This is a genomic window from Methylobacterium sp. 001424705, from assembly GCF_059816145.1.
Genome location: NZ_JCBANU010000003.1, coordinates 176,513 through 201,522, shown reverse-complemented (window position 1 = coordinate 201,522; position 25,010 = coordinate 176,513). Strand labels below are relative to the sequence as shown.

Sequence of the window (25,010 nt, the reverse complement as noted above, 5' to 3'; positions counted from 1 at the left end):
CCCACGTCAGAGGGCGAAGTCCGCGGCCGTCGCGGCCGGGGCTCCCTTGATGCTGAACTTGAACTCGGGGGCCGCGTCGCCGCCGGTGTTGCCCGCCACCACGGTGTAGTCCCCGTCCGCCCGGTGCTCCTGGGTGACCAGCAACTCACCGACCCCGGTGAAGGCCGCCCCAGTCGCGAGCGTGAACGCCTGGTTCCCCGCCACGCCCTGGTTCGCGTCGATGCCGCTGAGGTCGACCTTGTCGCCGGGCTGGAAGCTCGCGATGGTGTCGCCGTTCGCCGCGGCGGCCGACTCGAAGCGGTAGGTGTCGGCCCCGCGGCCGCCATCCATCACGTTCACGGCGTCGCTGGCCGTGATCGTGTCATCGCCGGAGCCGGTCACGAGGTTCTCGATGCCCCAGAGGGTATCGGACCCGGATTGGCTGCTGGCGACGCTGCCTCGCCCGGCGAGCCCCGTGCCGAGGTCGGCCGCGATGTTGGCGGTGATGGCCGACATGTCGAGGGTGTCGGCGCCGGTGCCGCCCCCAACCTCGTCGCCCCAGTAGCTGTCGCCGCCATCCCCGACCTCGGCCACGAACAGGTCGTTGCCGTCGCCGCCGATCACCGTATCGTTGCCGGCCCCGGCCGTGACGAGATCGTTGCCGGCCCCCGCGAGGATGCGGTCCGCGCCGGCGTCGCCGTAGACCATGTCGTCGCCGCTGCCCGCGAGGATGTCGTCGTCGCCGGCCCCGCCGAAGACCACGTCGCGGCCACCGCCGGCATCGACGAAGTCGTTCCCGTCACCGCCGCGGATCACGTCGGCCCCGTCGCCGGCAAGGATGTTGTCGTCCCCGGACAGGCCGAGGAGCGTATCGGCGCCGGGCGTCCCGGACAGGACATCATCGCCGGTCGTACCGGCCACCAGGCTTGCCGGAAGCTCGGCCGGGGGGGTGGTCGTCCCACCACCGGTGGTGCCCCCGGTCGCGCCTCCGCCCGACGAACCTCCCCCCGTCCCGGGAGCGGTGGTCCCGTCCTCCGAGTCGTCTCCGTCCTCCGAGTCGTCCCCGTCGTCCGAGCCGCCACTGCCCGTGGTGTCGTCGTCCCCGTCGTCGGAGCCGTCCCCGCCCGCGGTGCCGTCGTCTCCGTCGTCGATGGGCCCGGTGCCGTCGCCCTCCCCGTCAGCCGGCCCATCGCCTCCGGCGGTCCCGTCCTCGTCGCTGACGGCGAAGATGTCCTCCTGCAGGCCGGTCAGCCCGGTGTTGCGCGCGACGATGTCGGAGAAGTTCTGGCCATCGATGATGTTCTGATAGAAGTCGAAATTGTCGAACCGGTCGGTGTAGTAGAAGCGGTCTCCTTCCTGCAGGCGGTCGAACTGCTCATGGAGCACGACCCAGAAGGTCTGGCCCACGACGCCGCCGTTGATGTGCTGCTCGGCCAGGCCGCCGACCCAGAGGTCGACCCGGTCGATGCCATTCACGTATTCGGTGCCGTCCGGCCGCTGATGGATGGCGATGTCGGGGTTTGCGGCCACGAAGGCTGCGCGCATGTCGGCCGTCGCCAGGGCAAGGTCCGGGTAGGCAGCCTTGAACTGCGCGATGACCGTGTCGCTCAGTCCGTTCCGGGCCTGGAAGTCCTCCCAGGAAGCGTAGGGCGTCAGGTCGCCCGCGAAGCCTAGCGCCTCCCGAATGTAGGGATCCGTGGATGCCATGAGGTCGGCGCGAACCTGGTTCAGCGAGCCGAGGCCGACATCGCGGCCGCGGGCAACGTTGAAGGCGAACAGGTCGGCGTTGATCCGCACCAGGTCGTTGCGCACCGCGTCGACGATGTTGAAGTCGACTTCCTCGGCCGGTTGCGTCGCGACCCCGGCGAGGATGGCGTTGGCCCCGAGCTGGGCGTAACCCGGCTGCGGCACGTAGCCGGGCGGCAGGGGCGCCGTGAAGACGTCCGGGGCGTTCGAGGGGTTCAGGAAGGCATCGAAGAGCGCGACCTGCCGCGGCGCGCCGTCGGGGCCGATGACCGTCAGGGTCTCGCCGATCAGCGAGTGCCCGACGCGGTACACGGCGGAGGCGAACTCGTGGGAGATCCGGGCGTCGACGTCCGGGTTGTAGCCGCTGTGACCGTGCGTTCCGCTGCCCTTCATGCCGCCGATGAGCTGATCCGCGAACTCGTCGAAGATCACGCGCTGGTACTCAGCCTCGTTGATCATCTTGGCGGCCTGGAACACCTCCTCCGGCGTCCCCTGGAAGCCGGCCTCCACGAGGTTCTCGACGTGGAAGTTGTGGTTGCGCGCCCAGATCGTGTGCATGGCGGTGAGCGACACGTTCTCGTTCGCCCGTCCATCGCCGGCCACGTAGTGGTCGAGCAGGCTGACGAAGGGGTTCGTGTCGAGCAGCAGCGCGTTGCCGCTCCCCATGAAGTTCGAGGCGAAGGCGCTCACCGCCTCGGGATCATACGCGCCGGCCGCATTGAACAGGGAGCCGGTCTTTGTCTCGGAGATGGGGAAATTCGAGAAGTAGGTGCGGAAGCTGATCGCTCCGCCCGGGAGCGAGGGGTCGTGGAAGATCGTGTCCGCGTCCCAATGGTGCTGGATGAGGGCGCGGAGGGTCGGGAGCAGGTTGAAGGCGGGATTGGAGGGATCGGGAGCACCCGCGAGAAGGCGCGCGCCGACGCCCTGGTTGCCGTCGCTCTCGCGCAGGAACTGGCCGACGAGTTCGTGCGAGCCGTAGGCCTGGTTCTGGTCGACGTAGGGTGAGGTCTTGTTGAGGTGCTGGGGCACCCCGTCCACGATGGACGAGACCTCGCCCCGTGTCAGGTCGGCCGGATTGTTGGTTCCGGGCGCGCGCCCCGAGCCTGGCTGGTCGATCAGGACGGTTCCGTTGGCGGCGCTCTTCGGGAGGAAGTCGAGGCCGTGGTCGAAATACTGTCCGAACGCCATGAAGAAGATGTTCGAGCCGTTGGCCTGGTGCGGCAGGTCGGCCTCCTGGGTCCCCAGCACGTTGCTGATGGCGCGCGGATCGAGGCCGGCGTAGAGCGAATTGAGGGCGTTGTTGTTGGTTGCCGGGTCGAAGGCACCGTAATGGGCGTCGGTGAGCCGAATGAACGGCTGGTCCGCGGCGCCGAATTCGGAATGGTCGAGGTTGTTGCCCGCTCCGGACAGGGTGCGGACACCGGTCGCCCCCTCCGTATCGTCGTCGCCCTCGACGGCGGGACGTCCCTGGATGAGGTTCTTGATGCCGGCGAGATCCGCCGCAGTCAGGGTGAACGCTCCGCCGCCGCCCGGCTGCTCCCCGCCCTGGACTGGTGTGGTGCCGAAGGCCGGCGTACCCGAGCTTGCGTAGGTGATGGTGTGAGACCCGTTGGTCAGGGTCGTCATGCCGTTCGCCTGGGTGGCCGTGTAGTCGGCACGCGTCGTGCCGGGGGCGAGTTCGATGACGTCCTGGGGCCGCAGCGTGCCGATGATGGTGTCGTGTCCGCCGTTCGACCGGAAGACGATACGGTGGGCCGAGGTGAGCCCGGAGATGTCCACCGTATCGTCGCCGGCAGCGCCGTCGATGGTGATGGTGCTGAAGTTCAGGCTGGTCCCGGTGAAGTTGCCCGATACCGTGACAGTGTCGTTCCCGGCGGCACCCTGGTTCAGGCCGCCCCCATCGTTGGCGGTGACGTTGAGCGTGTTCACCTGGATCTCCTCGACGTTGTCGAGCTCGGCGACCACGGTCGTCGTCGTCCCCACGGTGCGGGTGATCACGATCTCGGTCGCGGCCCCGAAGGTCGTTCCGAGCGTGGCCGCGAGCGTGGCGTTCTGCCCACCGGTGAGCGCGTAGATGCCGAACGCTTCCGCCGCCGCGACCCCGTTCAGCACGTAAGTGTCGGTCCCGGCCCCTCCGTCGACGCGGTCGCGCCCGTCGACGCTGAGTTGTGTGATCCGGTCGTTGCCGGCACGGCCATTGATGATGTCGTTGCCGCCCCGACCATCCATCGTGTCGTTGGAGAACAGGAGGGCGTTGGCACCGTTGGCGATATCGTCGCCCGCCGTGCCGACGAAGTTCAGGCCGATGAGAGGGGCACCGGTAAAGTTGTCTCCCACGATGCCGGTCGGTGCGGAGAAGACTTCTTCTGGGTTGCCCTCGCCATCGGTGAAGCTGACACGGACCCTCAGGACTGCGCCGACTTGGGCCTGGGCGGGTGTGAATCCTTGACCCGTGGCGCCCGCGATGGCGTTCCAGGTCACGCCGTCGGCGGCCAGGACCTGCCATTGGAAGGCGAAGGCGCCGAGGCCGTTGGCATCCGCGATGCCGACCGTTGAGACGCTGAGGGCCTGGCCCTCGGTCGGCGACACCAGCCCGTTCGTCGGCGTGGGGTCGACGATGGCCGGAACGCCGGTCGCCGCGGTGTTGACCCTGACGGCTTCGACGTTCTTCAGCTCCGCGATCACGACGCCGCCGCGGACCACCACCGACTGTGTGTCGTCGCGGAAGGTCAGGGTCGGGAACTGCGCGCGCGCGGCAGCGAGCCCGAGCTGCTGGACCGGAAGCGCGCCGTCGAGGATCCGGAAGGTGTCGGTCCCTGCGCCGCCATCGACGAAGTCGCGTCCGTCCCCGGGGCGCCACGTCACGGAATCGTTCCCGCCGCCCGCGAAGACGAGGTCGTCCCCTGCGCCGCCCGCCAGCGTCTCCGACGCGACGGTACCCACCACGATGTCGGCCCCGGTCGTCCCGGCCGCCCCGATGGCATAGACGTCGGTGTCGCCGACCTGCAGGAACTCGACCTCGGTCAGCGTATCGCGGCCGTCGCCTTCCAAGCCGAGGTTGTCGGTGACGGTGATGACGGCCCCGGTGCGCTCGAAGGCGTAGGCCTCGACCGGGCCGGTCACGATGGCCGTATCCGTGCCCGCATCGCCGTCGATGGCATCGTTGCCGTGTCCGCCCGAGAGCTGGTCGTCGCCGGCCCCGCCCCGGAGCGTGTTGTCGCCGGTCCGGCCGATGAGGACGTCGTCGCCGTCGTTGCCTCGGAGGTCGTCGTCGCCGGCCCCTCCGTCGACCCGATCATTCCCGTCGCCGCCGTCGATGATGTCGTTGCCCACATCGCCTTCGATGTCGTCGTCGCCGGCAAGACCCAGGATGACGTTCGCAGCCGTCGAACCGGGAAGATCGTCGTCGCCGGCGGTACCAACGAAGGCCGTCTCGACGGACAGCGTTTGCTGGGACTGCGTGACGCCCGGAAGCGTGCTCGTCCAGTTCGCGACGGCCCGGACCTCGACGTTCGGATTGGCCGGCGTGAAACGGTCGCCTGAAGGGCCTCCCAGCGCGTTGCCGACGAGACCGTCCCCGGGTCCGACGTTCCGCCAGGTGCCGTTGGCGTCGAGGACTTGCCACTGGACCGTCACCGGGCGCCCGGCGACGAGGCCGGTGAACACGGCGTCGAACCGGCCGATGTCTCCATCGGATGCGACGATGTTCAAGCGGTCGAAGGGTTGGTTGAGGATGAGCGCGACGGCGACCGGCCCGTCCGCGAACTGAAGGGCTTCGATGTTGCGCAGGGTGTCCGTGCCGTCATCGACCGCCGGATCGCTCAGGGTCACGTGCCGGACCGTGAGCGTCCCCGCTTCCGCACCGGTGCCGCGGGTGATGCTGTAATTGGCCCGCGCATCGCTGAACACGGCCGTATCGACATCGGACGCGTTCGCGTCAGGCGACACGATCTCCCGCACGATGTGCATCTGGTCCGGCCGGACGTCCCGCGAGAGCAGGAGCTCGAACAGCGACTTGCCCACCCACGACGCCGGCAGGCCGTCGGTGGTGACCTGGCCCTGGGTGAAGGTGTGGCGCAGGCTGTCGACGGAGGTCAGCTGGTTGGCCTGGGTGTTGGAGGCGGACTCGATGGCCGGGGTCGAGGAATCGTCCGGCCGGGTGATGCGGATGCGGACGTTGAGCCAACGGTCGCCGTCCAGGATGTCGTTGCCGCCATTGCCCTGGAGGACGTCGCTTCCCGCGCCGCCGAGCAGGATGTTGCCGGCCTCGAAGAGCCCGTTCGAGCCGAGCGAGACGATCCGGTTCAATCCGTCGATGCGGGCGAGGCCGTCCGCGTCGAGACCGTCGTTGAAGAACACGCCCTCGTTGGCGCCCACGGTCGCGGCACCGGGTTCCTCCGCAAGCCCGTCAGCGGCGGTCCGGTCGTCGCCGATCAACGTGTCGTTGTTCTTCCACCCCGACAGGGCCTCGACCTTGTCGAAGCGGTTGCGCAGGATGTCGGCTTCCTCGGTCGTGAAGATCGGGATGCGCATGTCGGCGTGGGCGTCGCGGGCGTTGCCCTTGAAGATGGCCCAATCGAAGCCGAACATGCCCTCGTTGCGCATGACGCTCTCGCCCTGCACCATGATGTCGTCGCCGGACTCGCCGTCGAAGTCGTGTTCGTCGCCGCCGGCGAACATCACGTCGTGGCCCTTGATGGCGGAGTTGAAGAACAGCTCCGAATTGTCGCCGGCCGTGGTGTCGAAGCCGCCGCCGGCCTCCAGCCAATCGTCGCCCTCGTTGCCCATCAGCAGGTCGGCGCCGTCGCCGCCGATGACGAAATCGTCGCCGTCACCGGAGAACACCTCCGTGGAGTCCACGCCCACGAAGACCACGTCCTTGCCCGTGCCTCCGATCAGGATGTCGATGCCGTTCGAGTTGGCGATGACGTCGTTGCCGCCTTCGCCCTTGAGGAAGTCGCCGCTGTCGCCGGAATCGGTGATGATGTCGTCGCCGTCGCCCCCGTTGACGAGGTCGACGCCGGCACCGGACTCGATCCGGTCGTTGCCGGCATCGCCCCAGATCCCGTCGTCGCCGAAATCGGTGACGATGGTGTCGTTGCCGTTGGTGCCGCCGACGAGGACGTGCTCGCCGCCGGTGAAGCGGAGATAGTTGGCCTCGACGGCCGCGCTTCCGGGATCGTCCCGCATGACCTTGCCGAGGCCCATCGCCTCCAGGATGGCATCGGCTCCGGTCGGGTCGACACCGGGGGCGGATCCGTTCTGGTCGGATTGGTTGGCGGCGTTGACCTCAAGCTCGAAGTCGTAATCCGCGAAGGCGTCGACGCCGATGTGGCGCGGGACGATGTCGTCCCCGGTGCCGCGGATGCCGTCCGGTCCGGGCTCCGCCAGGTTCGTGTTGGCCATCATCAGCTTGGAGAAGGAGTTCTGCTCCAACTCGACCAGGAAGTTCTGCCCCTGGGTGCGGGTGAGATAGTAGAAGCGGTCCGCGTCCTGCAGGTTCTCCATCTGCGCCTCGAACACGGCGTTGAAGGTCGAACCGAGAAGGCCACCGAAGGGCATCTGCTTCTCCGCGAGGCCGCCGATCCAGAGGTCGACCGCGTTGTAGCCGGTTTCGCGGCCCGCCCAGGCCCCCCGGGAATTCAGGTAGTCGAGGCGGTCCTCCGGAGCCCCCACCCCACCCAGGACGAGCGCTAGGGCCGCGTCGCGCTTGCCGTCGAGGGTCGTCGCCGCAACCACGGACGGATGTGTCCCATAGGCCGCCACGAAGTTCACGACCGACATCGCGTTCTTGAGATTGCCGGCCATGTCCGCCCAACTGGTATAGGGCGTCAGGAAGGTCGAGCCGGTGGCGGCGAAGAGCTGCGCGCGCGCCTCGTTCAGGGTGGGCGTCCCGGTCTCGCGACCGCGGGCGATGTTGAGGGCGGCGAGGTCGAGGGGCAATCCGAGCAGGTTGTTGCGCAGGGCGTCGACCACGAATTCGTCGATCTCGCTGCCACGCTCGACCGTCATGCCCCGGATGATGGCGGCCGCGGCCTCGTCGTGGCTCAGCCTTGGTGTGCCCGTGGGCGCGAGGTCGCCGGGGCTGTCAAACAGCACGGGGTTGAGGAAGGCCTCGATCAGCCCGAGGCCATCGTCGAGGGCAGCCCCGTCCACCCCGACGCGCGGCAGGTTTTCCGTGAGCATCGAGTGTCCGAAGCGGTAGACCGTGTTGGCGAACTCCGCGAAGATGGCCGGGTTGATCTCCGTCACCGCGTTGAACACGAACGGGTCGATCTGGGGCTGCACCTTCCGGGCGAACTCCTCGAAGACGAGGTGCTGGTACTGCATCTCGGTGGCGAAGCGTCCGGCCTGGAACAGGCGCTCGCCGTCCCAATCGAGGCCGTTCGCAATCGTGGTCTGCTCCAGGGCCGAAAGCTGGGCGAAGCCCGCGGGTAACCCCGCGATGTCCGTCTCCAGCCACGCGTTGATGAAGGCGAGGTCGCCCGAGCGCAGGATGGTCAGCTTGTGGGCCTCGACCTGTCGGTTGTGTTCGGAGTGGAAGATGTGGTGGACGGCGGTGAGGCCGATGTTCTCGTTCCCGCGTCCGTCGCCGGTGATGAAGTGCCGGTCGAGGAGCTCGTTGTCGTAAGCCAGATTGCGCCCCTGCGCGGTCAGGCCCGTCGTGGAACCGTCCGCGTTGGCGAAGCCCAGGGCGGTGTCTCCGTCCTGGGGAAGCGCGATCCCCCGCGAGGTGGTCGGCACGGCGTCGTTGGCGATGTCGTCGAGGAAGGCGTTGAAGGTGCGGGCGGCCGCGACCGTTTCGCCCGCCTCGATGGTGTTCTGGGTGCCGTTGGGGCCCGCGAGGACCGTGCCGACCGGCAACTGGATGGCGGAGAGGGAGAGCGGCGCCGCGAGGGTGCCGCTGGCATAGACCGGCTGCCCTCCGGGCGTGATCCCGACCATGACCTGGGGCATGCCGTCGGCGCCGGGGATGAAGGCGCCGTAGGGGTCTGTGAGCAATTGGGGGACCGCCGAGACGTCGGCATCGACGAGGTTGATGCCGAGCATCGTCCGCGCCTGTTCCTTGACGTCGGCCCAGGTCGCGAGCCCGCCGTTCACGCCGCCGAGGAGGAACCCGGTCGCGACGGGCTTCCCGTCGACCAGCGCGTACTCACGCAGGAAGACCTGGTGGGAGGCGTTGGAGGTGTAGGTCTGGTTCTGGTCGACGAAGGGCGTCGTGACGTTGCGCTGCGAGCCATCGACGGGGGTCGAACGGGTCAGCACCATGAATTGGGTCTGCGCGGTCACCTCGTCGCCCGTGCCGGGCATTCCGTCGGGGCCCTGGGTGACGAGCGGGTCGTCCGCGGTGAGCGGGATGTAGACCGTGCCGTTGCCGCCCTTGGTGATCAGGTCGAGCCCGTGGTCGAAGAACTGCCCGAAGAACGTCATCCAGGCATTGAAGGGCTTGGACAGGCCCTCGTCCGGAGCGACGTTGAGGACATTGATGGAGCCGTTCGTGACGGTGACGCCCGTCCGCTGGAGAATGGTATCCAGCGCGGATTGCAGCTCTGCATGCTCGCCGGCGGGATCCGCCCCTTGCGCCGTCCGCAGAGCCTCGTAGGCCGCCGTGATGAGTCGCTGGTCGCCGAGGATGTCCGTGGAGCCCGCGAGCCTGAGCGCGGCCGCGATGGCCGCCGGATTGTTCAGCGAGGCGTCGACGACAAGGTTGGAGATGATGCGTGGGTCGGCGTCGGCGACGCTGCCACCGGTGCCGTAGTCGGTGTTGGTGACCGCCGGTGCCGGTCCGGGGCCGTCCGGGTCGAAGGCGTCGCCGTCCTGATCGCTCACGAAGCTTTTGTCGAGAAGCTGGGGCATGGGCTGGCCGGACGAGCCCCAGGTCTCGCGGCCGGGCACGATGTTGTTGAAGGTCCCGTCCACCGTGCGGAGCCCGTAGGGCACGTGCGGATCGGGGATGGCGCGCGGTGCGTCGGCCGCACCCAGCCAGAGGCCATCCGGGTTGTAGAGGCTGCGATCCGTCAGGATGTCGCCGGTGGCGGGGTCGACCCTGAGTTCCGTCAGGTCGATGCCGCTGGCGTGGGCCTCGGCGATCCTGATCTGCCTCAGGATGAAGGTCAGATCCTGCTGATTGAGATGAACCGCCATGACACCCTCCGCACGACATGGGCGGCGATGGCCGGCCCTGATCGGATGCGAGGAGTTCCCTTGTTTTCCGGGACGCCTCCTCCACTTCCGCAAAGGTTCCATGCCTGTGACCCTGCCGGAAGAGTTAAAAAACCCTTAAGGACATAGGAAATTTCCTCGCGTGTGGGTTTTTCCTACAGGATGCAACTTCGCGGGTACTGCTTCGGAGTTATCTTTTCCTCTTTTGTGCTTTGGTGGTCGACTTGCGTACTGCATTCGAGTCCCGTGGCACGTCAGAGAGCCCATAAAAATCCGCGGCAATAGGGTTTGGTGCTCAGTCTGTTTTTACCGACGTAACGAGGTCGAACCCCGATCCATGGAGCGATTCGTGAGCTTCGTGCCGCGGACGTGCCATCGGTCGAAACGAAGGGCGGCGGGACCCTACGGGAGTTCGTCGACCACGGTTTCGACAGCCTGGTCTTCAAAGGACGCGGCCATCGCCTTGGCGGGGCTCCCTGCGTAAACAACCGTCTTGGATGGGCGCCCGAGTGCGTGGGCGGTCGGTCCGGTGCTGTCCTTCGAACAGGAAAGATCCCGCGATGAATTCCCGACCCGCGGGCGAAGCCGTCGGCAACGAGGAGCAGGCGTGTCCAGGATCAAAATCCCCGGTGGCCGTGAACAATGGCTCCTGGTGGGCCTGTTGGCCGTGCTCCTCCTTGTTACTCTGGCCACCTATCACCTGACGCGGCCGACGACGCTGACCGTCGCGGTTGCCCCGAAAGGCGGAAGCGAGCCAGCCTTGCTGCAGGCCTACGCGGACGAGTTGGCCCGAAGAAAGCTCGGGATTCGGCTGAAGGTCATCGCCTTCGACGGCGTTCGCGAGAGCGCCGAGGCTCTGAAGGCCGGTAAGGCCGACCTTGCCGTGGTCCGGCCCGACGTCGCGTTGCCCGGGAACGCCCTGACGCTTGCCGTCCTGCGCGAACTCTCGGCCTTCGTCGCGGCGCCCTCCAACGCGGGCATCAAGGGCTTCTCGGACCTGGCCGGCAAGCGCCTCGGCATGCTCGCGAGCCGCACCGCCGACCGAACCCTCGTCGGCACGCTCGTGGCCCACCACGACCTGGAACTCCTGACGGAGCCACAGACCGGGGCCCTCCCGAAGAAAGCCGTGGCGCTCGTGCCCCTGGAGGAAGCCGACGTCGGCCCTGCCCTGCGCGAGCATCGGATCGACGCGCTGGTGATGGTCACGACACCCACCTCGCCCATCGCCAGGCGGCTTGTCGCGTTCGTCAAGGACGAGAGCGAGGACGACGAGATCGCCCTGTTCGGGGTGCCGGATTCTACGGCCGTCCTGGCGCGCTGGCCACGTCTTCAAGCGGTCACGCTCCCGGCGGCCCTGTTCGGCGGCAATCCCCGGCTCCCCGCCGAGGACGTGGTCACCGTCGGCTCGTCCTATCGGCTCGTGGCCCGGGCCGACCTGTCGCGCAGTCTCGCCGCCGAGGTGACTCAGCATTTGTTCGAGATGCGCAGCGCGCTGGCCGACACGGTGCCGGCGGCCAACGCCATCGACAATCCCGCCTACGAGGACACGGCCGACGCCACCAGCGCGCACCTCCCCATCCATCCCGGGGCGATCGACTATTACGAGCGGGAGCAGGAGACCTTCATCGAGCGCTACGAGAGCTGGATCTACCTCGTGGCCATCCTGGCCGGCGGCGTCGGCTCAACGGTAGCCTGGCTTCGCCAGCGTCTGGGCCGCATCCGGCGGGAGCGGATCGAGGTGGCGACGAGCCGCCTGCTCGAACTGCGTGGGGCGGCGCGGCAGGAGACCGACCGCGCGCGTCTGGAGGCCATGGCGGCCGAGGTGGATGATCTGGCCGCGAGCATCGCCCGACAGGCCCTCAATCGACCGACCGAGCTTCGGATGCTCGGGGCGGCCAACGTGGCCATCGACGCCACGCGTTCGACAGTCAGGCGTGCGATGGTGAGCCGACCCGATTGAAGGGGGCCGCCCTTTGGTATGGCTTTTGAGCCTGTTCGGAGTTGACTTGGTTTGTGGTCCAGGACCCATGCAAGTTCTCGGGCCGTGACAGCGTGGTTGGCGAAGGCTCGGGGCGTCAAGCCACCCAGGGCCGTGTGGGGTCGATCTTCATTGTCGTGGCACCTCCATTCCTCGATGCGCTCATGAGCATCCGCCAGCGATAGGAACCAAGAGGTGATCCTCTCTCGGTTTCACGGACACCTCCGATACGCTCGTTACGGGCGGGGAAGATGTTCGATGGCGAAGACGAGACAGCGAGTTCAAACGCGAGGCGGTGGCCCTGCTGGACAGCAGCGGCCGGCCGCAGATGCAGACCGCGGCCGAACGCGGGATCCAACCCTCGATGCCGAGACAGTGCCGAAGGGCGCTGATCGGAGCCTCTTCCCCACCACAAGCAGCAGGATCACCAGGAGCCACGGCTGCGGGCCCGGTGACTTCCCCCTCCCACCAGGCAGCCAGTACGCCGCCGAGGCCTACCGAACGCAGTTCGCCGACATGACGGCGACGCCCTCCATGAGCCGGACGGGCTGCTGCGTCGACAACGCCCCGATGGAGAGTTTCTTCCACACCTTCAAGGTCGAACTCGTCCATCAACGACGATGGGCGACCCGAGACGAGGTCCGAGGTGACTTGTTCGTCGACAGCGAGGGCTATGACATCGGCAGCGCATCCGCGCGGCACTCGGTGACATCACGCCCGAGCAGGTCGAACGGAATGCGGGCCAATCCCGTGTCCGTGAGGTCGGGGGAGGATCGCACCGACAGCTCGCTTTCAGCCGTTCCGCACTCAGACGCCCACTATGTGTGCTGAACGCGCACGGCGAGGCGCAGGAAGCTCACGGCACTCGCGACCCCGGCGAAGGCGCCGCCGAGTCCGAGCGCCAGCGCCGGCCCGCGCGCGTCCGCGATGGCGAAGCATGCTGCCACAAGGGCCGCCCCCGTCGTCTGGCCGAGGAGGCGTGCGGTGGCCACGATCCCGCTCGCGCCTCCGGAACGCGTGGGCGGGGCGCTCGTCATGATCGCGCGTAGGTTCGGCGCCTGAAAGAAACCGAAGCCTGCGCCGCAGATCGCCATGCGCCAGGTGATGTCGAAAACGCTCGGATCCGCCGGCAGTGCTGCCAGGAGCGCCATGCCCAAAGCCAGGACGGCGAGCCCGATCCCGCCGAGCAGGCCAGGAGGATAGCGGTCGGACAGGCGACCCGCGAGGGGCGCCATCAACGCGACCACCACCGGCCACGGCGTCATCAGGAAGCCGGTCTCGACCTGCGAGCGGCCGAGCGCGTGCTGGAACAGGAACGGCAGGGAGACGAAAGCGAGGCCTTGGGCCGCGAAGGAGCAGACTGAGGTCAACGCGGACAGTGCGAAGAGCGGACGCTTCAGAAGGTCGGCTGCGAGCATCGGGGCGGGATGTCCGGCCTGTCGGCGCAGAAGCAGCGTGCCGCAGGCGAGCGCGCCGGCGAACTCCGCCAGGATGCGCCAGACCGGTCCCTCGTGGGCTGCATCCCCGAGTCCCAGGACGAGCAGAGCGAAGGCCACGGCGTTGAGGATGGCGCCGGCTCCGTCGAAGCTGTGGCCGGAGCGACCGGTTTCCGTCAGCGCTGTCCAGGCAAGGGCGAGGGCAGCGAGGCCGATCGGTACGTTGACGGCGAACAGCCACGGCCAAGGCGCGGCGACCAGGATCAGGGAAGCCACGGTCGGCCCCACGGCGAAGCCGACGCCGACGACGAAGGCATTGAGCCCGACCCCGCGCCCGAGCTGAGCGGCCGGATAGATAAAGCGGATCAGCGCGATGTTGACCGCCATCAGGGCGCTCGCGCCGACGCCCTGCAGCACACGCGCAGCCACCAGCGTCGGCAGGGACCAGGCAAGCGCGCAGACCAAGGAGGCGAGCGTGAAGAGGACGAGGCCACCGAGGTAGATCTTTCGCTGGCCGACGATCTCGCCCAGCGCCGCGATCGGCAGCAGCGTCGCCACCACGGCGAGCTGATAGGCGTTGACGATCCAGATGGACGCGCCCGGATCGACACCGAGGTCGGCGGCGATGGTCGGCAAGGCTGTGTTGGCGATCGCGGTATCGAGGGTTGCGAGGGCGACGCCCATCAGCACTGCGATCATCGCGCGCCCGCGCTGGCCCGGCGGCAAGCCGTCGCGCGGCGGCACGTCCGGCGTGAGGATTGGCGTTGGCATCGGAAGACAATCTCGCAGAGAGGCGGGTCTGAATGCGTGCGCTGCAGGCCGATGGCAATCCCAGTTTGTGGCTGGGCTTCACAACAACACTCCGGATGTTATGCCGGTGATCGAACAGGCACCGTCGCTGCGCGCGGCCTGAAGCTTCCGAATTGAGCTTGACTGAGACGGTGGTGAGCAGCCCTTCCACCGGTTGCCTGAGCAGGTTTCGTAGCGCTCAAACACCGAACCTTCGCTCGCGAGGACGGTCCGGACCGGATTGTCCGGCGAGGTTGGGACGGGACCCATTTGTCCGTTCCATGACCGCTTCGGCTGGAGTTCTGCCCGTCCGCTCCTGGACAGAGAATGAAGCGAACAGCCATTCTCATTCGGCAAGCTTTGACCTTCCGATGGCGCCCGTCAGACGTTGATCGCGTTCACCTCCCGAAGCCGACAGCACGCGGACGGCTTAGATGCCGGCATACCAAGCGTAGCCCTGGTCTTCCCAGTAGCCGCCCTTGCCCTCGCCAAAATGGGCGAAGCTCTCGACCACCTCGATACGCATCACGTACTTGGCCTGTTTGTAGCCGAGATTGCGTTCGACCCGCAGGCGCAGCGGTGCGCCGTTGGACACCGGTAGCGCCTGCCCGTTCATGTTGTAGGCGAGGATCGTCTGCGGGTGGAACGCGTCCACGAGTTCGATGCTCTCGTAGTACCGGACCGGCGATCCGGCGCTGGCCGCAGACTCGTCCGACGCCTGCTGGCCGCCGGAATCCTTTCTGCTCTCGCGGCCGCCCGACTGCTTGGTCATGGCCGGGTTGGCGTTGCCCGCGGGCGCCGCCTCGTCCGTCTCCGCGTCGTCGCCCCCACCTTCGAGCGGATTGCCCTGGTCCATGGTGTCGGCGCAGTGGAACACCACGTAGCGTGCCTCCGGCTTGAGCTTGGCCCGGATCAGGAGGTCAGCGAGCGGCACCCCGGTCCACTTGCCAATGGCGCTCCAGCCCTCGACGCAATCGTGCCGCGTGATCTGAGTGCGGGCGGGAAGCGTGCGGAGGTCCGCCAGGGACAGCCGGAAGGGTGCCTCCACGAGACCGCCGACCTCCAGGTGGTACTTAGCGAACTTGCCCGTCGCCAGGGCCTTGTACGCCCTGTCCGGCGGATCCTCGGTGCCGTTCGGCTTGAACCACGGGGAGATGTCGGCCTCGGCATATTCCGGTGCCAGCGCCTGGTCGTTGAGGAGCAGGCGTTGGACGAACAGGTTGGCATCCTCGCCGGTCTTGAGCATGCGCTGGAACCACGCCGCGTTGCCGAGGCGGTCGCATCCGCCGATCATGGCCGCAGCGGCCGTCGCGGACGCCCCCGTCAGGAGGGTGCGTCGGCTGGGAAAAGGGCTCATGCCCGACGCTCCTCCGGGGCGCCGGTCGGCTCGATTTGGTGCTCGATGACGAACCAACCGGTGAGCATGCCGCGCATGTTGTTCCAGAAGCCCGAGAGCAGGACCAGGGCGACGTGCACGACGACGAACAGGACCAGCAGTGCCGCCACGACGAAGTGCACCGTGCGGGCCGATTGGCGCCCGTCGAACACCGTCAGCAGGAACGGGAAGGCCGCGTTCATCGCCGGCGACATCGCGAGGCCGGCCAAGACCTGCACCGGCAGGAGCACGAACAGAACGACGAGATAGGTGAGCTTCTGAATGACGTTGTAGCGCTTGGCCTCGTTCCCTTGCGGGAAGCGCAATGTCAGGTGCTCCCACACCGACGCGCCGAAGTGCCGAACCTGATCGCGCGACGGGATCAGGCGGAATCGAAGCTGTCCGCTGACCAGCCCGTAGAGCAGATAGGCGAGGCCGTTCAGCACGAAGGCCCAGGCGAAGAAGAAATGCCAGCTTCGGCCGCCCGTCAGATCCTGGTCGCTCGGCAAGGTCGCCCAGGCGGGAAATCCACGGTCGGCCGACTCGCCGTTGGAGCCTGTCGATGAGCCGAGCCAGCCCGTCGTTTCGAAGCCTTGTCCGAAGACCGTCGTCACCCCTTTGGGCGGATCGTCCTCCGTCGACGCCATTGCCATCAGCGGTGTGTCGAAGGTCGAGACGTTGCCCCAGTACAGGGCCGGGTGAGCGTTGAAGATCTGCAAGCCGCTCATGAGCAGGACCAGGAGGCACACCGCATTGACCCAATGCGTGATGCGGATGGCTACGGGATGCCTGAACATCCATCGGCGACGCTCGACCTCACAGATCTCGGGCGCAGAGCGGATCGGGTCAGTGCGCGCCAAATGGTCTTCCTCGAAGTCGTCGCCGTCAGGGTGGAGGCCCCTGCGTCGGGACCTCCGGAAGCGTCAACGGCTTGAAATCACATGCCGCGGTTCATCATGCGCTTCTTCATCATGCGGCGCTTCATCATCTGCTTCCGCATCATGCGCTTCTTCATCATCATCCGCTCACTGCGGTCCATGCGGACCTGGGTGACGCCGCTCTCGGACTGAAGGCCGTTGACGGACATCGGGGCGGCCGTGGCCGAACCGGCGGCGAGGGCGATGCCGCCGAGGGCGGTCAAGGCGGTCAGCGCAAGCGTGAACTTCTTCATGTGGAATCTCCTGTAGAGGTGAACATCATATCCAACCCACAGGGCAACAGTATGATTGTGTCGCTGTTCCTCGAAAAACAAAGAATTACTTTTATATACTGCAATTTTTAGCAAGAGACAGCCCGCGCTCACATCAAGGCTTTTGGCCTGGGCACGATCCTATCCTCGCGCATCGTTACGGAACGGGCCGGCGAAAAGTTTCAGGCCCCCGTCGGGAGACCGCCGAGTCGGATCTCGACCTTATGCACGCGGGCGACTTCGACCTGACAATATCAATGCTCGCCGTATCGGGTCTCGCTCTTGCACCGGAGGCGGCCCCTCGCCCGCTCGGGGGCAGGACCTGCAGATGTGGCGATGCTGCTCACCTCACGGATCGACGAACGACCGTGTGTGGACGCCCCATCGGATTCAAGGGGGTGTTGGAGAGATTTGTGCGCGCAGGATCAGGGGCTGCCGTGTGTCCGACCTGTTGATGCAGCCATCATCACGGCTGCTGGCCTGTATGGAGAGCGCGGATCGGGTCCAAGTCGCTTTGGCGCGCTCGAGGCGCTTGGCTATAGTCGACAGGAGGGCAGCTGTCGCCCGGTGCGGCTTCGGGATCGTTGCTTGGCTCATCGGAACCGGCGGCGCCGATGTGATCGACGGCGGGGAAGCTTGTTCAGCGCGAGACGGTGTCAGCGTCTCGTGGAGTAGCTTGTCTTTGGGTTCGTGGTTGAAGTCACCGGCGTAGCGGGCTTGCATGGCCTCGGCGAGGTCGATGCCGGCGCGTATGACGGCTTGGCGGGCACGCTGCCAGTCATCCGGTGCAAGGTCTGCGCAAACGATACCCTGCTTCTTGAGCATCGCCTCGGTGACGACACGCGCCTCGTCCAGGCGATTGCCGGCGAGCGCCCTGCGGGTCTTGGCAGCGACCTCGCCTTAATAGGCGCCGCGGGTCTCCGAGACGGTATCGTCGTGCGGTGGTGTTCGCAGCCGGATGGCGTTCTCACGCTTCAGCACGGTCGCGTAGAAGTCCTGCACGAGGCGGGCGAGTTGAGCATCAGTGAGCATGGGTGTCGCACGCACGGCGCCGAAGAGGCGCTCCGAGGCGACGTATAGCGTGGCGGCGTGGAGCTTGGCAGTCCGATGATCGACCGTGCCGAGGCTGCGCGTGAGTTCACGTCGTTTGATCAAACCGCGCAGCTCTGGCGGAACGGTCCGCCGGAAGTGCAACGTCCGAGCGCGCCGGACGACGTTCGTGATGGAGGTACCCACGCCGCTTGCCTGCCGCCTGGAGGCGGACTTTGTAGCAGCGGATTGTAGCAACCGGCTCAACCCGCAGGGCAGCGAGACGGAAAGCTGAGTGTTGAGAGTGACTTAGTTCTGACAGTGGCTGGGGGACCAGGATTCGAACCTGGACTAGAGGAGTCAGAGTCCACTGTTCTACCGTTAAACTATCCCCCAACATCCTCGCGTGGCACGAGGCAGGATCCGGTTGTTCGTTTCAAGCGCTGCTGAGGGCTAGCGGTTGAGACCCGGTCCGTGCCGGTGCAGGGGCGATAGCATGGCTTTCCGGACCGATGCAAGCCCACATCTGAACGCCCGCCCGTGAGGCGATTCGCGCTGCCTCAGGCGCTGCCCGGCGGTTCCAGGCGGGCCTCGATCATGCCGAGGGTGCGCAGGATCGCCAGGGCGACGATCTCGCAATCGGTGTCCCCCTCCGGAGTAGCCGGGAGGATCGCCACGGTGCTGACTTCGTCGTCCGTCAGGAACCCCACCACCACCTTGTAGACATCGCCCTCCGGTGCGCCTTCGTCGTGGACGAGGCAGACCCGGCAGCCATGGGCCTCGCCGTACACGCGCTGGGTCAGGACCTGGACGCGACGGGGATCGGCTGGTTCCGTGCGGCGTGGGGCGCCGAAGGTGGGGCGAATGATGTTGTCCATTCTCGCTCCTATACCCGACCGTCCCCGCTTCGGGGAGGCCCCTGCCCGCTTCGGCCCCGTGCGGGCCTCATCGTACGAGGCGGCCGGTCTGGTCTTCCTGTGCGAGTTTGAGGAGGTTCTGGCCGTAGGCGGTCTTGGCGAAGAGCTTGCCGCGGGCGATGAGTTGCTCCTTGCCGATGAAGCCCTGCAGGTAGGCGATCTCTTCCAGGCAGGCCACCTGCAGGCCCTGGCGGTGCTGGAGCGTGCGCACGAACTCGGCCGCCTCCAGCAGGCTGTCGTGGGTGCCCGTGTCGAGCCAGGCATAGCCCCGGCTCATGCGCTCCACGTGCAGCTGCCCGCGCTCGAGATAGGCCTCGTTGACGCTGGTGATCTCGAGCTCGCCCCGGGCCGAGGGCGTCACCGCCGCGGCGATGTCGAGGACTTGGTTGTCGTAGAAGTACAGCCCCGTCACCGCCCAGGGGCTCTCGGGCTCCACCGGCTTCTCGACGAGGCGCAGGGGCCGCCCGTCCGGACCGAGGGTCACCACGCCGTAGGCCGAGGGATCGTCGACGTGGTAGGCGAACACCGTGGCGCCGCTCTCGCGCGCCCGGGCCTTGCGCAGCATCTCACTCATGCCCGAGCCGAAGAACAGGTTGTCGCCGAGCACCAGGGCCACGCTGTCCGCGCCCACGAACTCGCGCCCGATCAGGAAGGCCTGGGCCAGGCCCTCCGGCCGGGGCTGGATCGCGTAGCTGAAGGACAGCCCGAACTGCTCGCCGGTGCCGAACAGGCGCTGGTAGTTGTCCAGGTGCTCGGGGCTGGAGATGATCAGGATCTCGCGGATGCCCGCCAGCATCAGCACCGAGACCGGGTAGTAGATCATCGGCTTGTCGTAGACCGGCAGCAGCTGCTTGTTGATCGACAGCGTGGCCGGGTGCAGGCGCGTGCCCGTGCCGCCGGCCAGAACGATCCCCTTCATGCCTGTGTCTCCGTCGTTGTCCGTTCAGGGCCGACCAGCCGGTCGAGGATGTCGTCGAGGGCCTCGGCCCAGGGGCGCGGCCTCAGGCCGTAGGCGGCCGTCAGGCTCGCGGTCGACAGCACCGAATGGGCCGGGCGCCGCGCCGGGGTCGGGAAGGCGCTGGTGGGAATGGCGTCCACCGGCACGGAACGGCCGCCGCGCCGGGCCGCGCCTGCCACGATGGCGCGGGCAAAGCCGCACCAGGTGGTGGCGCCCGCATTGACGAAGTGGTGCGTGCCGGTGGGGGCGGTGGGATCGCGCGCCAGCGCCTGGGCGATCGCCGCCAGGCCCGCGGCGAGGTCGCCCGCGCTGGTCGGGTTGCCGTGCTGGTCGTCGACCACGCTGAGGCGTTCGCGCTCGTTCGACAGGCGCAGCATCGTCTTGACGAAGTTGCCCCGGTGCGGGCTCACCACCCAGGCGGTGCGGAGGATGGCGTGGCGGGGGTTGGCGCTGCGCACCGCGATCTCGCCGGCCGCCTTGCTGGCGCCGTAGACGCTCCGCGGGTCGACCGGCGTGTCGGGGGTGCAGGGGGCCTCTGTGCGACCGTCGAAGACGTAGTCGGTGGAGACGTGGACGAGGGGGATGCCGGCCCGGGCGGTGGCGGCGGCCAGGAGCGCCGGCGCCACCGCGTTCAGGGCCCAGGCCGCGGCGATCTCGCTCTCGGCCCGGTCCACGGCGGTGTAGGCGGCCGCGTTGACCACCGCCGCGTAGGGGCGCGCGCTCAGGGCGGCGTCGATCGCGGCGGCGTCCGTGACGTCGAGCGCCGTGCGGGTCGGGGCGTGCAGGCGGGTGCCCGCCTCCCAGAGCGCCGGGTTCTGCAGCTCGGTGCCGACCTGGCCGGCACCACCGAGGATGAGGATGTCCAGGGACTCGGGCATCAGGCGGCCTCAGGCGCTCGGGGCGGGGGCGGCGCCCGGGCCGAGGCCGAGGCGCTCGCCGGTGTAGCGGCCCTCGCGGATCGGGCGCCACCAAGCCTCGTTGGCGAGGTACCAGCGCACGGTCTCCTCCAGGGCCCGCTCGAAGTCCTGGGTCGGATGCCAGCCGAGTTCGGCCTCGGCCTTGGACGGGTCGATGGCGTAGCGCCGGTCGTGGCCGGGCCGGTCCGCGACGGAGGTGATCAGCCGGTCGTGGGGGGCGTGGTCCGGGCGCAGGCGGTCGAAGGCGGCGCAGAGCGCCTTGACGACGCCGAGGTTGTTGCGCACCGCGCGCCCGCCCAGCAGGTAGGTCTCGCCGACCCGCCCCCGCTCCAGCACCGCCACGAGGCCGCGGGCATGGTCCTCCACGTGGATCCAGTCGCGCTCGTTCAGGCCGTCGCCGTAGACGGGCAGCGGCTTGCCCTCCAGCGCGTTGAGGATCATCAGCGGGATGAGCTTCTCGGGGAAGTGGCGCGGGCCGTAGTTGTTCGAGCAGTTCGTCACCAGCACGGGCAGGCCATAGGTCTCGTGCCAGGCGCGGGCCAGGTGGTCGGAAGCGGCCTTCGAGGCCGAGTAGGGCGAGCGCGGGTCGTAGCGGCTCGCTTCCGTGAAGAAGCCGTCGGGCGGCAGCGAGCCGTAGACCTCGTCGGTGGAGACGTGCAGGAAGCGGAAGGCCGCCTTCTCGGCGCCGGCGAGCCCGTCCCAGTGGCTGCGGGCCCCGTCCAGCATGACCTGGGTGCCGACCACGTTGGTGCGGATGAAGGCACCCGGATCGGTGATCGAGCGGTCGACATGGCTCTCGGCGGCCAGGTGCATCACCGCCTCGGGCCGGAAGTCGGCGTAGAGGGCGTGCACGGCTTTCGGGTCGCAGATGTCGGCCTCGACGAGGCGGTGCCTGGGGTCGCCCGCCAGCGGCTGGAGCGAGATCGGGTTGGCCGCGTAGGTCAGCGCGTCGAGCGTCGCCACCGCGTGTCCGAGCTCCTGCACCAGGTGCAGCACCAGAGCCGATCCGATGAAGCCGCAACCGCCCGTCACCAAGATGCGCATGGGATGAAAGATCTCTCGAGAAATCGGATCGGGCCGAGCCCGGTGGAGAAGCCTCAGAACAGCGGCGGAAGATCGGCCAAGCGCGGGGCGACCCGGTCCTTGGCCGAGAGCTGAGCCTCGGCCTCGCTCACCGGCCAGGCGATGCCGAGCGCCGGATCGTTCCAGAGCAGGCCGCCGTCGTGCTCGGGGCTGTAGACCCCGCCGGCCACCTTGTAGGCCACCATGGTGTCGGGCTCCAGGGTGCAGAAGCCGTGCCCGAAGCCGACCGGGATGTAGAGCTGCTCGCCGCCCTCGGCATCGAGCCGCACGGCCACGTGCCGGCCATAGGTGGGCGAGGCGCGCCGCAGGTCGACGGCCACATCCAGGATGGCACCCGCGAGCACCCGGATGAGCTTGGCCTGGGCCATGGGCGCGCGCTGGAAGTGCAGCCCGCGCACGGTGCCGCGCGGGGCGGAGAAGGACTGGTTGTCCTGGATGAAGACATCCGCGATGCCGGCGCGCGCCAGGATGTCCGCCCGGTAGGTCTCCGAGAACCAGCCCCGCGCGTCGCCGAAGCGCGTCGGCACCACCCGCCGGACCGCCGGAATGTCCGTCACAATCACCTGCATGCCCGGAAGACCTCAAGATCACGAAGCTGTCCCGTCCTTGACGAGCCTGAATCCCAGGCTGTCAAGGATCGGAGGGGGATTTTCAAAGGGGCCGCGATGCGTCGGAGCCGTCCCGAGTCCGCGGCCCTGTTTCCGACACAGGACTTCGCGACAGGAGACGGCGTTTGATGTTGACGGACCTCCTCCTCAGCGCGGGGGATGATCCGGGCGGAAAGTATCGATGATCGCCATTCAGATCATATCCGGAACGTTCGGCGCTGGGCCGGGATCTTACGAATTCGGCGTCTTCGGGCTGCCCGATGGAAGCCTGCGCGGAGTCGAGGACTTGGAGGCCTTGACGCTCGCGCCGCCGGAGCAGGCGGTGCCACGGCGCACCGGTATCGCCCGGGGATTGCGGCAGGCCCTGACGGCCACCGGTCCCCTGCCGAATCCGCTCGGCCTCGCCGCCTCCTTCATGCATGCCGGCCTCGACGTCCTCGGGGGCAACGCGCGGCCGGCCTGGTCCGTCGAGCTTCGATTCCGGGACGGGGTCCACGCTCTGGTCCGGACCGATGCCGAGACGGCCGCGCAGATCGAGCGGGACCGGGAGGTGGTGCAGCGCGCCAGCCTGCGCCTGCCTCCATCCCGCCCGGCAGTACCGCCGGCCGAGACCCAGCCCCAGATGCCCGAAGAGGCGGAGGGCGAGGCCGCCTCGACCGACGCGTCCGTCCCCGATGGGCAGACCCTGGCCTCCCTCTTCGCCTATGAGAAGCGCGGAGGCCGCGTGCGCCGCCTGTCCAAGGCACTCGACGGCGCCTGATCCGCCGCGAGGGTAAGGAGATCAGCCCGTGATGATGCTCACATGGGCCGCAACGACCCTCCAGCCGTCGGGGAAGCGGATCCATGTCTGGCTCTGGCGTCCGATGCGCCCCGGGGTGCTCGACCGGGTGAACAGCGTCATGGCGATTCCGGTATCGGATCCGTAGGTGGTTATCACCGTTTCGCTCAGGTCGCGGGCCAGGCCCTCGGGCGACCGCGCCCGACGGAAGGCGCGGATTGCCTCCATCCCGTAGAGGTTCTCGGCCCCGCCGTAGCGGATCGTGCGCGGATCATCGTGGAACAGGGCCTCCAGCGTCGGCACGTCGTTGCCCACCAGGGCTGCCTCGTAGGCCGCGAAGGCGGCCTCCACCTCGGCCTTCACAGCCGGATCGTCGATGATCATCGCGGTCTCGCTCACAGGTTCGCCACGGGGGCGCGGACGACGCCGTCCCGCTCCAACTGGTGCGCCACGCGCAGGGCGTGGTCCTCGCGCCAGGGGGCGGCGATGACCTGAACGCCGAGGGGCAGGCCGTCGTCCAGGCGCACGGGCACCGCCACCACCGGCAGGCCGATGAAGGATATCGGCTGGGTGAACACCCCGATATTGGCCCGCACCGGCAGGGTCACCCCGTCGAGGACGAAGGTGGCCTGGCCCGAACGGGGCGCGCGGCAAGGCGTGGCGGGGGCCAGGATCACGTCGACCTCGCGGAACAGATCAAGGACGGCGGACCGGTACCAGCGGCGGAAGCGCTGCGCACGCTCGATCAGCGGGGCCGGGATCATCGCCCCGGCGATCAGCCGGTCGCGTACGGCCGGATCAAAATCCTCCCCCCGGGTCCGGAGGCGGTCGAGATGGAGCGCGGCTCCTTCGGCTGCCGTGATGAGGTAGGCCGCCGCCCGGGCGCGGGCCGCCTCCGGAATCGCGACGCTGCGCGTGACGCCGAGGGCCCGGGCGATGGCGGCCACCGCCGAGAACGCCTCGGCGTCGCCACCGCCCGCGAAGTAGCCGCCCGCCACCGCGACGCGCAGGTTCCCGAGCCCGTCGGTGAGGTGAGGCAGGGCCGGCTCTGCGGGGCGCGTCGTGGCCACCGGGTCGTTCGGGTCCGGCCCCTGCATGGCGTCGTAGCTCAGGGCGAGGTCCGTGACGCTGCGCGCCATGGGCCCGACATGGTCGAGGCTGCCCACGAAGGGAAAGCTGCCCGCCCGGGTCAGGCGGCCGTAGGTGGGTTTGAGGCCGAAGCAGCCGCAGAAGGTGGAGGGGACGCGGATCGAGCCGTTGGTGTCGGAGCCGAGGGCGATCGGCACCAACCCGGCCCCGACGGCCCCTCCCGAGCCTCCGGACGAGCCGCCGGACATGTGGCGGAGATCGTGCGGGTTCCGGGTCGGTCCGTCATGGACGTTCTCGCCGGTGAAATCGTAGGCGTACTCGCCCATGTTGAGGCCGCCGACGAGGATCGCGCCCGCCGCCTCCATGCGGCGCACCAGGGCGGCATCGCGCTCCGCCGGGGCCCGATCGCGGTTGATCTTCGCGCCGGCCCGGGTCGGCAGACCGGCGATGTCGAACAGATTCTTGACCGCAAAGGGAACGCCAGCCAGCGGCCCCAGGGGCTCGCCCCGGCCCCGGGCCGCATCCAGGGCCTCGGCGCGGGCCTGGGCACGCGCGGCGAGAATGTCCGTGAAGGCGTTCACCACGCCGTCGACCCGCGCGATGCGCGCCAGGGTCGCGGCGACGTTCGCGCAGGCGCTGGTGGTCCCTTCCCGAAACGCCGTCGCCAGCGCCTCAGCCGTCATCGTGCTCGGATCGTGCATCGTGTCCGGACCGCTCATGCTTCGTAGACCGGGGCGGCTTCCGCCTCGTCGGGCAGGGAAAACTCGGCCACATGCGCGGCGGCCGCGCGCAGGACGGCGAGATTGCTGCCGATGGCGCCGATCCAGGCCGGATCGAGGGGAATCGCGAGCAGCCCAGCTGCCGCTTCGATGTAGGCGTCGAGGCCGCCGGTGGACGGGTCGTTGCGCTCCGACATGGGCTTTCTCCCAGTGATGTCCCTCCGCGCGACCGGAACGCCGGCGGCGTGGCGGGGAGT

17 protein-coding genes, 1 tRNA gene and 2 pseudogenes are annotated in these 25,010 nt (G+C 68.3%); 3 read left to right on the top strand and 17 right to left on the bottom strand.

The annotated features are described in order from the left end of the window. Positions 1-6: 6 nt before the first annotated feature. A complete protein-coding gene (locus AC6EUL_RS04465) occupies positions 7-9,870 on the bottom strand; it encodes a peroxidase family protein (protein ID WP_499869073.1) in 9,864 nt (3,287 codons plus the stop codon). Positions 9,871-10,495: 625 nt separating this feature from the next. Between AC6EUL_RS04465 and AC6EUL_RS04460 the strand changes: the two genes are divergently transcribed. Continuing rightward, a complete protein-coding gene (locus tag AC6EUL_RS04460; RefSeq protein WP_499869071.1) occupies positions 10,496-11,848 on the top strand; it encodes a TAXI family TRAP transporter solute-binding subunit in 1,353 nt (450 codons plus the stop codon). Between the two features lie 68 nt (positions 11,849-11,916). Here AC6EUL_RS04460 and AC6EUL_RS04455 read toward each other — a convergent pair. Continuing rightward, positions 11,917-12,060: pseudogene (locus AC6EUL_RS04455) on the bottom strand (integrase core domain-containing protein); the annotation flags it as partial. A gap of 277 nt (positions 12,061-12,337) precedes the next feature. Here AC6EUL_RS04455 and AC6EUL_RS04450 point away from each other — a divergent pair. Then, positions 12,338-12,606 (top strand): annotated as a pseudogene (locus AC6EUL_RS04450) (IS3 family transposase); the annotation flags it as partial. 78 nt (positions 12,607-12,684) lie between these two features. On the opposite strand, the gene AC6EUL_RS04445 reads toward AC6EUL_RS04450, so the two are convergent. The 12 genes from AC6EUL_RS04445 to rfbC form a co-directional block, all read right to left on the bottom strand. Then, positions 12,685-14,073 carry an MFS transporter gene (locus AC6EUL_RS04445; RefSeq protein WP_082501204.1) on the bottom strand — a complete coding sequence of 463 codons (1,389 nt, stop codon included), beginning with the start codon at positions 14,071-14,073 and terminating at the stop codon, positions 12,685-12,687. A 448-nt stretch (positions 14,074-14,521) separates the two neighbouring features. After that, the gene (locus AC6EUL_RS04440) at positions 14,522-15,448 is read right to left on the bottom strand and encodes a molybdopterin-dependent oxidoreductase (protein ID WP_499869069.1); all 927 of its coding nucleotides are present in this window, start codon (positions 15,446-15,448) and stop codon (positions 14,522-14,524) included. Beyond that, the gene (locus AC6EUL_RS04435) at positions 15,445-16,263 is read right to left on the bottom strand and encodes a cytochrome b/b6 domain-containing protein (protein ID WP_499869067.1); all 819 of its coding nucleotides are present in this window, start codon (positions 16,261-16,263) and stop codon (positions 15,445-15,447) included. Before AC6EUL_RS04435 ends, AC6EUL_RS04440 begins: the two co-directional genes overlap by 4 nt. A gap of 140 nt (positions 16,264-16,403) precedes the next feature. Beyond that, positions 16,404-16,637: a hypothetical protein gene (locus AC6EUL_RS04430; protein WP_108039823.1), complete on the bottom strand. Its 234-nt coding sequence runs from the start codon at positions 16,635-16,637 to the stop codon at positions 16,404-16,406. A gap of 408 nt (positions 16,638-17,045) precedes the next feature. Continuing rightward, positions 17,046-17,480 carry a hypothetical protein gene (locus tag AC6EUL_RS04425; protein ID WP_499869065.1) on the bottom strand — a complete coding sequence of 145 codons (435 nt, stop codon included), beginning with the start codon at positions 17,478-17,480 and terminating at the stop codon, positions 17,046-17,048. Positions 17,481-17,555: 75 nt separating this feature from the next. Beyond that, entirely contained in the window at positions 17,556-17,891 is a 336-nt protein-coding gene (locus tag AC6EUL_RS04420; protein WP_499869064.1) for a DUF6538 domain-containing protein, read from the bottom strand. Between the two features lie 115 nt (positions 17,892-18,006). Further along, positions 18,007-18,080, bottom strand: a tRNA-Gln gene (locus AC6EUL_RS04415). Positions 18,081-18,244: 164 nt separating this feature from the next. After that, positions 18,245-18,562 carry a hypothetical protein gene (locus AC6EUL_RS04410; protein ID WP_056216461.1) on the bottom strand — a complete coding sequence of 106 codons (318 nt, stop codon included), beginning with the start codon at positions 18,560-18,562 and terminating at the stop codon, positions 18,245-18,247. Between the two features lie 67 nt (positions 18,563-18,629). After that, entirely contained in the window at positions 18,630-19,520 is an 891-nt protein-coding gene (rfbA, locus tag AC6EUL_RS04405) for a glucose-1-phosphate thymidylyltransferase RfbA (protein WP_499869062.1), read from the bottom strand. After that, a complete protein-coding gene (gene rfbD, locus AC6EUL_RS04400; RefSeq protein WP_499869101.1) occupies positions 19,517-20,425 on the bottom strand; it encodes a dTDP-4-dehydrorhamnose reductase in 909 nt (302 codons plus the stop codon). Before rfbD ends, rfbA begins: the two co-directional genes overlap by 4 nt. Positions 20,426-20,446: 21 nt before the next feature. Beyond that, entirely contained in the window at positions 20,447-21,520 is a 1,074-nt protein-coding gene (gene rfbB / locus AC6EUL_RS04395; protein ID WP_499869060.1) for a dTDP-glucose 4,6-dehydratase, read from the bottom strand. A 53-nt stretch (positions 21,521-21,573) separates the two neighbouring features. Continuing rightward, positions 21,574-22,128: a dTDP-4-dehydrorhamnose 3,5-epimerase gene (gene rfbC, locus AC6EUL_RS04390; protein WP_499869058.1), complete on the bottom strand. Its 555-nt coding sequence runs from the start codon at positions 22,126-22,128 to the stop codon at positions 21,574-21,576. A 220-nt stretch (positions 22,129-22,348) separates the two neighbouring features. On the opposite strand from rfbC, the gene AC6EUL_RS04385 reads away from it, so the two are divergent. Beyond that, a complete protein-coding gene (locus AC6EUL_RS04385) occupies positions 22,349-22,927 on the top strand; it encodes a hypothetical protein (RefSeq protein WP_499869056.1) in 579 nt (192 codons plus the stop codon). 21 nt (positions 22,928-22,948) lie between these two features. Here AC6EUL_RS04385 and hpxZ read toward each other — a convergent pair whose 3' ends face one another. Genes hpxZ through AC6EUL_RS04370 form a run of 3 tightly spaced genes read right to left on the bottom strand, consistent with a single transcriptional unit; the run spans position 22,949 to position 24,950 of the window. Then, positions 22,949-23,329 (bottom strand): oxalurate catabolism protein HpxZ, encoded by a 381-nt coding sequence (gene hpxZ, locus AC6EUL_RS04380; protein WP_499869054.1) that lies wholly within the window; start codon positions 23,327-23,329, stop codon positions 22,949-22,951. An 11-nt stretch (positions 23,330-23,340) separates the two neighbouring features. After that, positions 23,341-24,753 carry an AtzE family amidohydrolase gene (locus AC6EUL_RS04375; RefSeq protein WP_499869052.1) on the bottom strand — a complete coding sequence of 471 codons (1,413 nt, stop codon included), beginning with the start codon at positions 24,751-24,753 and terminating at the stop codon, positions 23,341-23,343. Beyond that, positions 24,750-24,950, bottom strand: a complete 201-nt coding sequence (locus tag AC6EUL_RS04370; protein WP_056379165.1) for a DUF4089 domain-containing protein — start codon at positions 24,948-24,950, stop codon at positions 24,750-24,752. Before AC6EUL_RS04370 ends, AC6EUL_RS04375 begins: the two co-directional genes overlap by 4 nt. Positions 24,951-25,010: the final 60 nt, after the last annotated feature.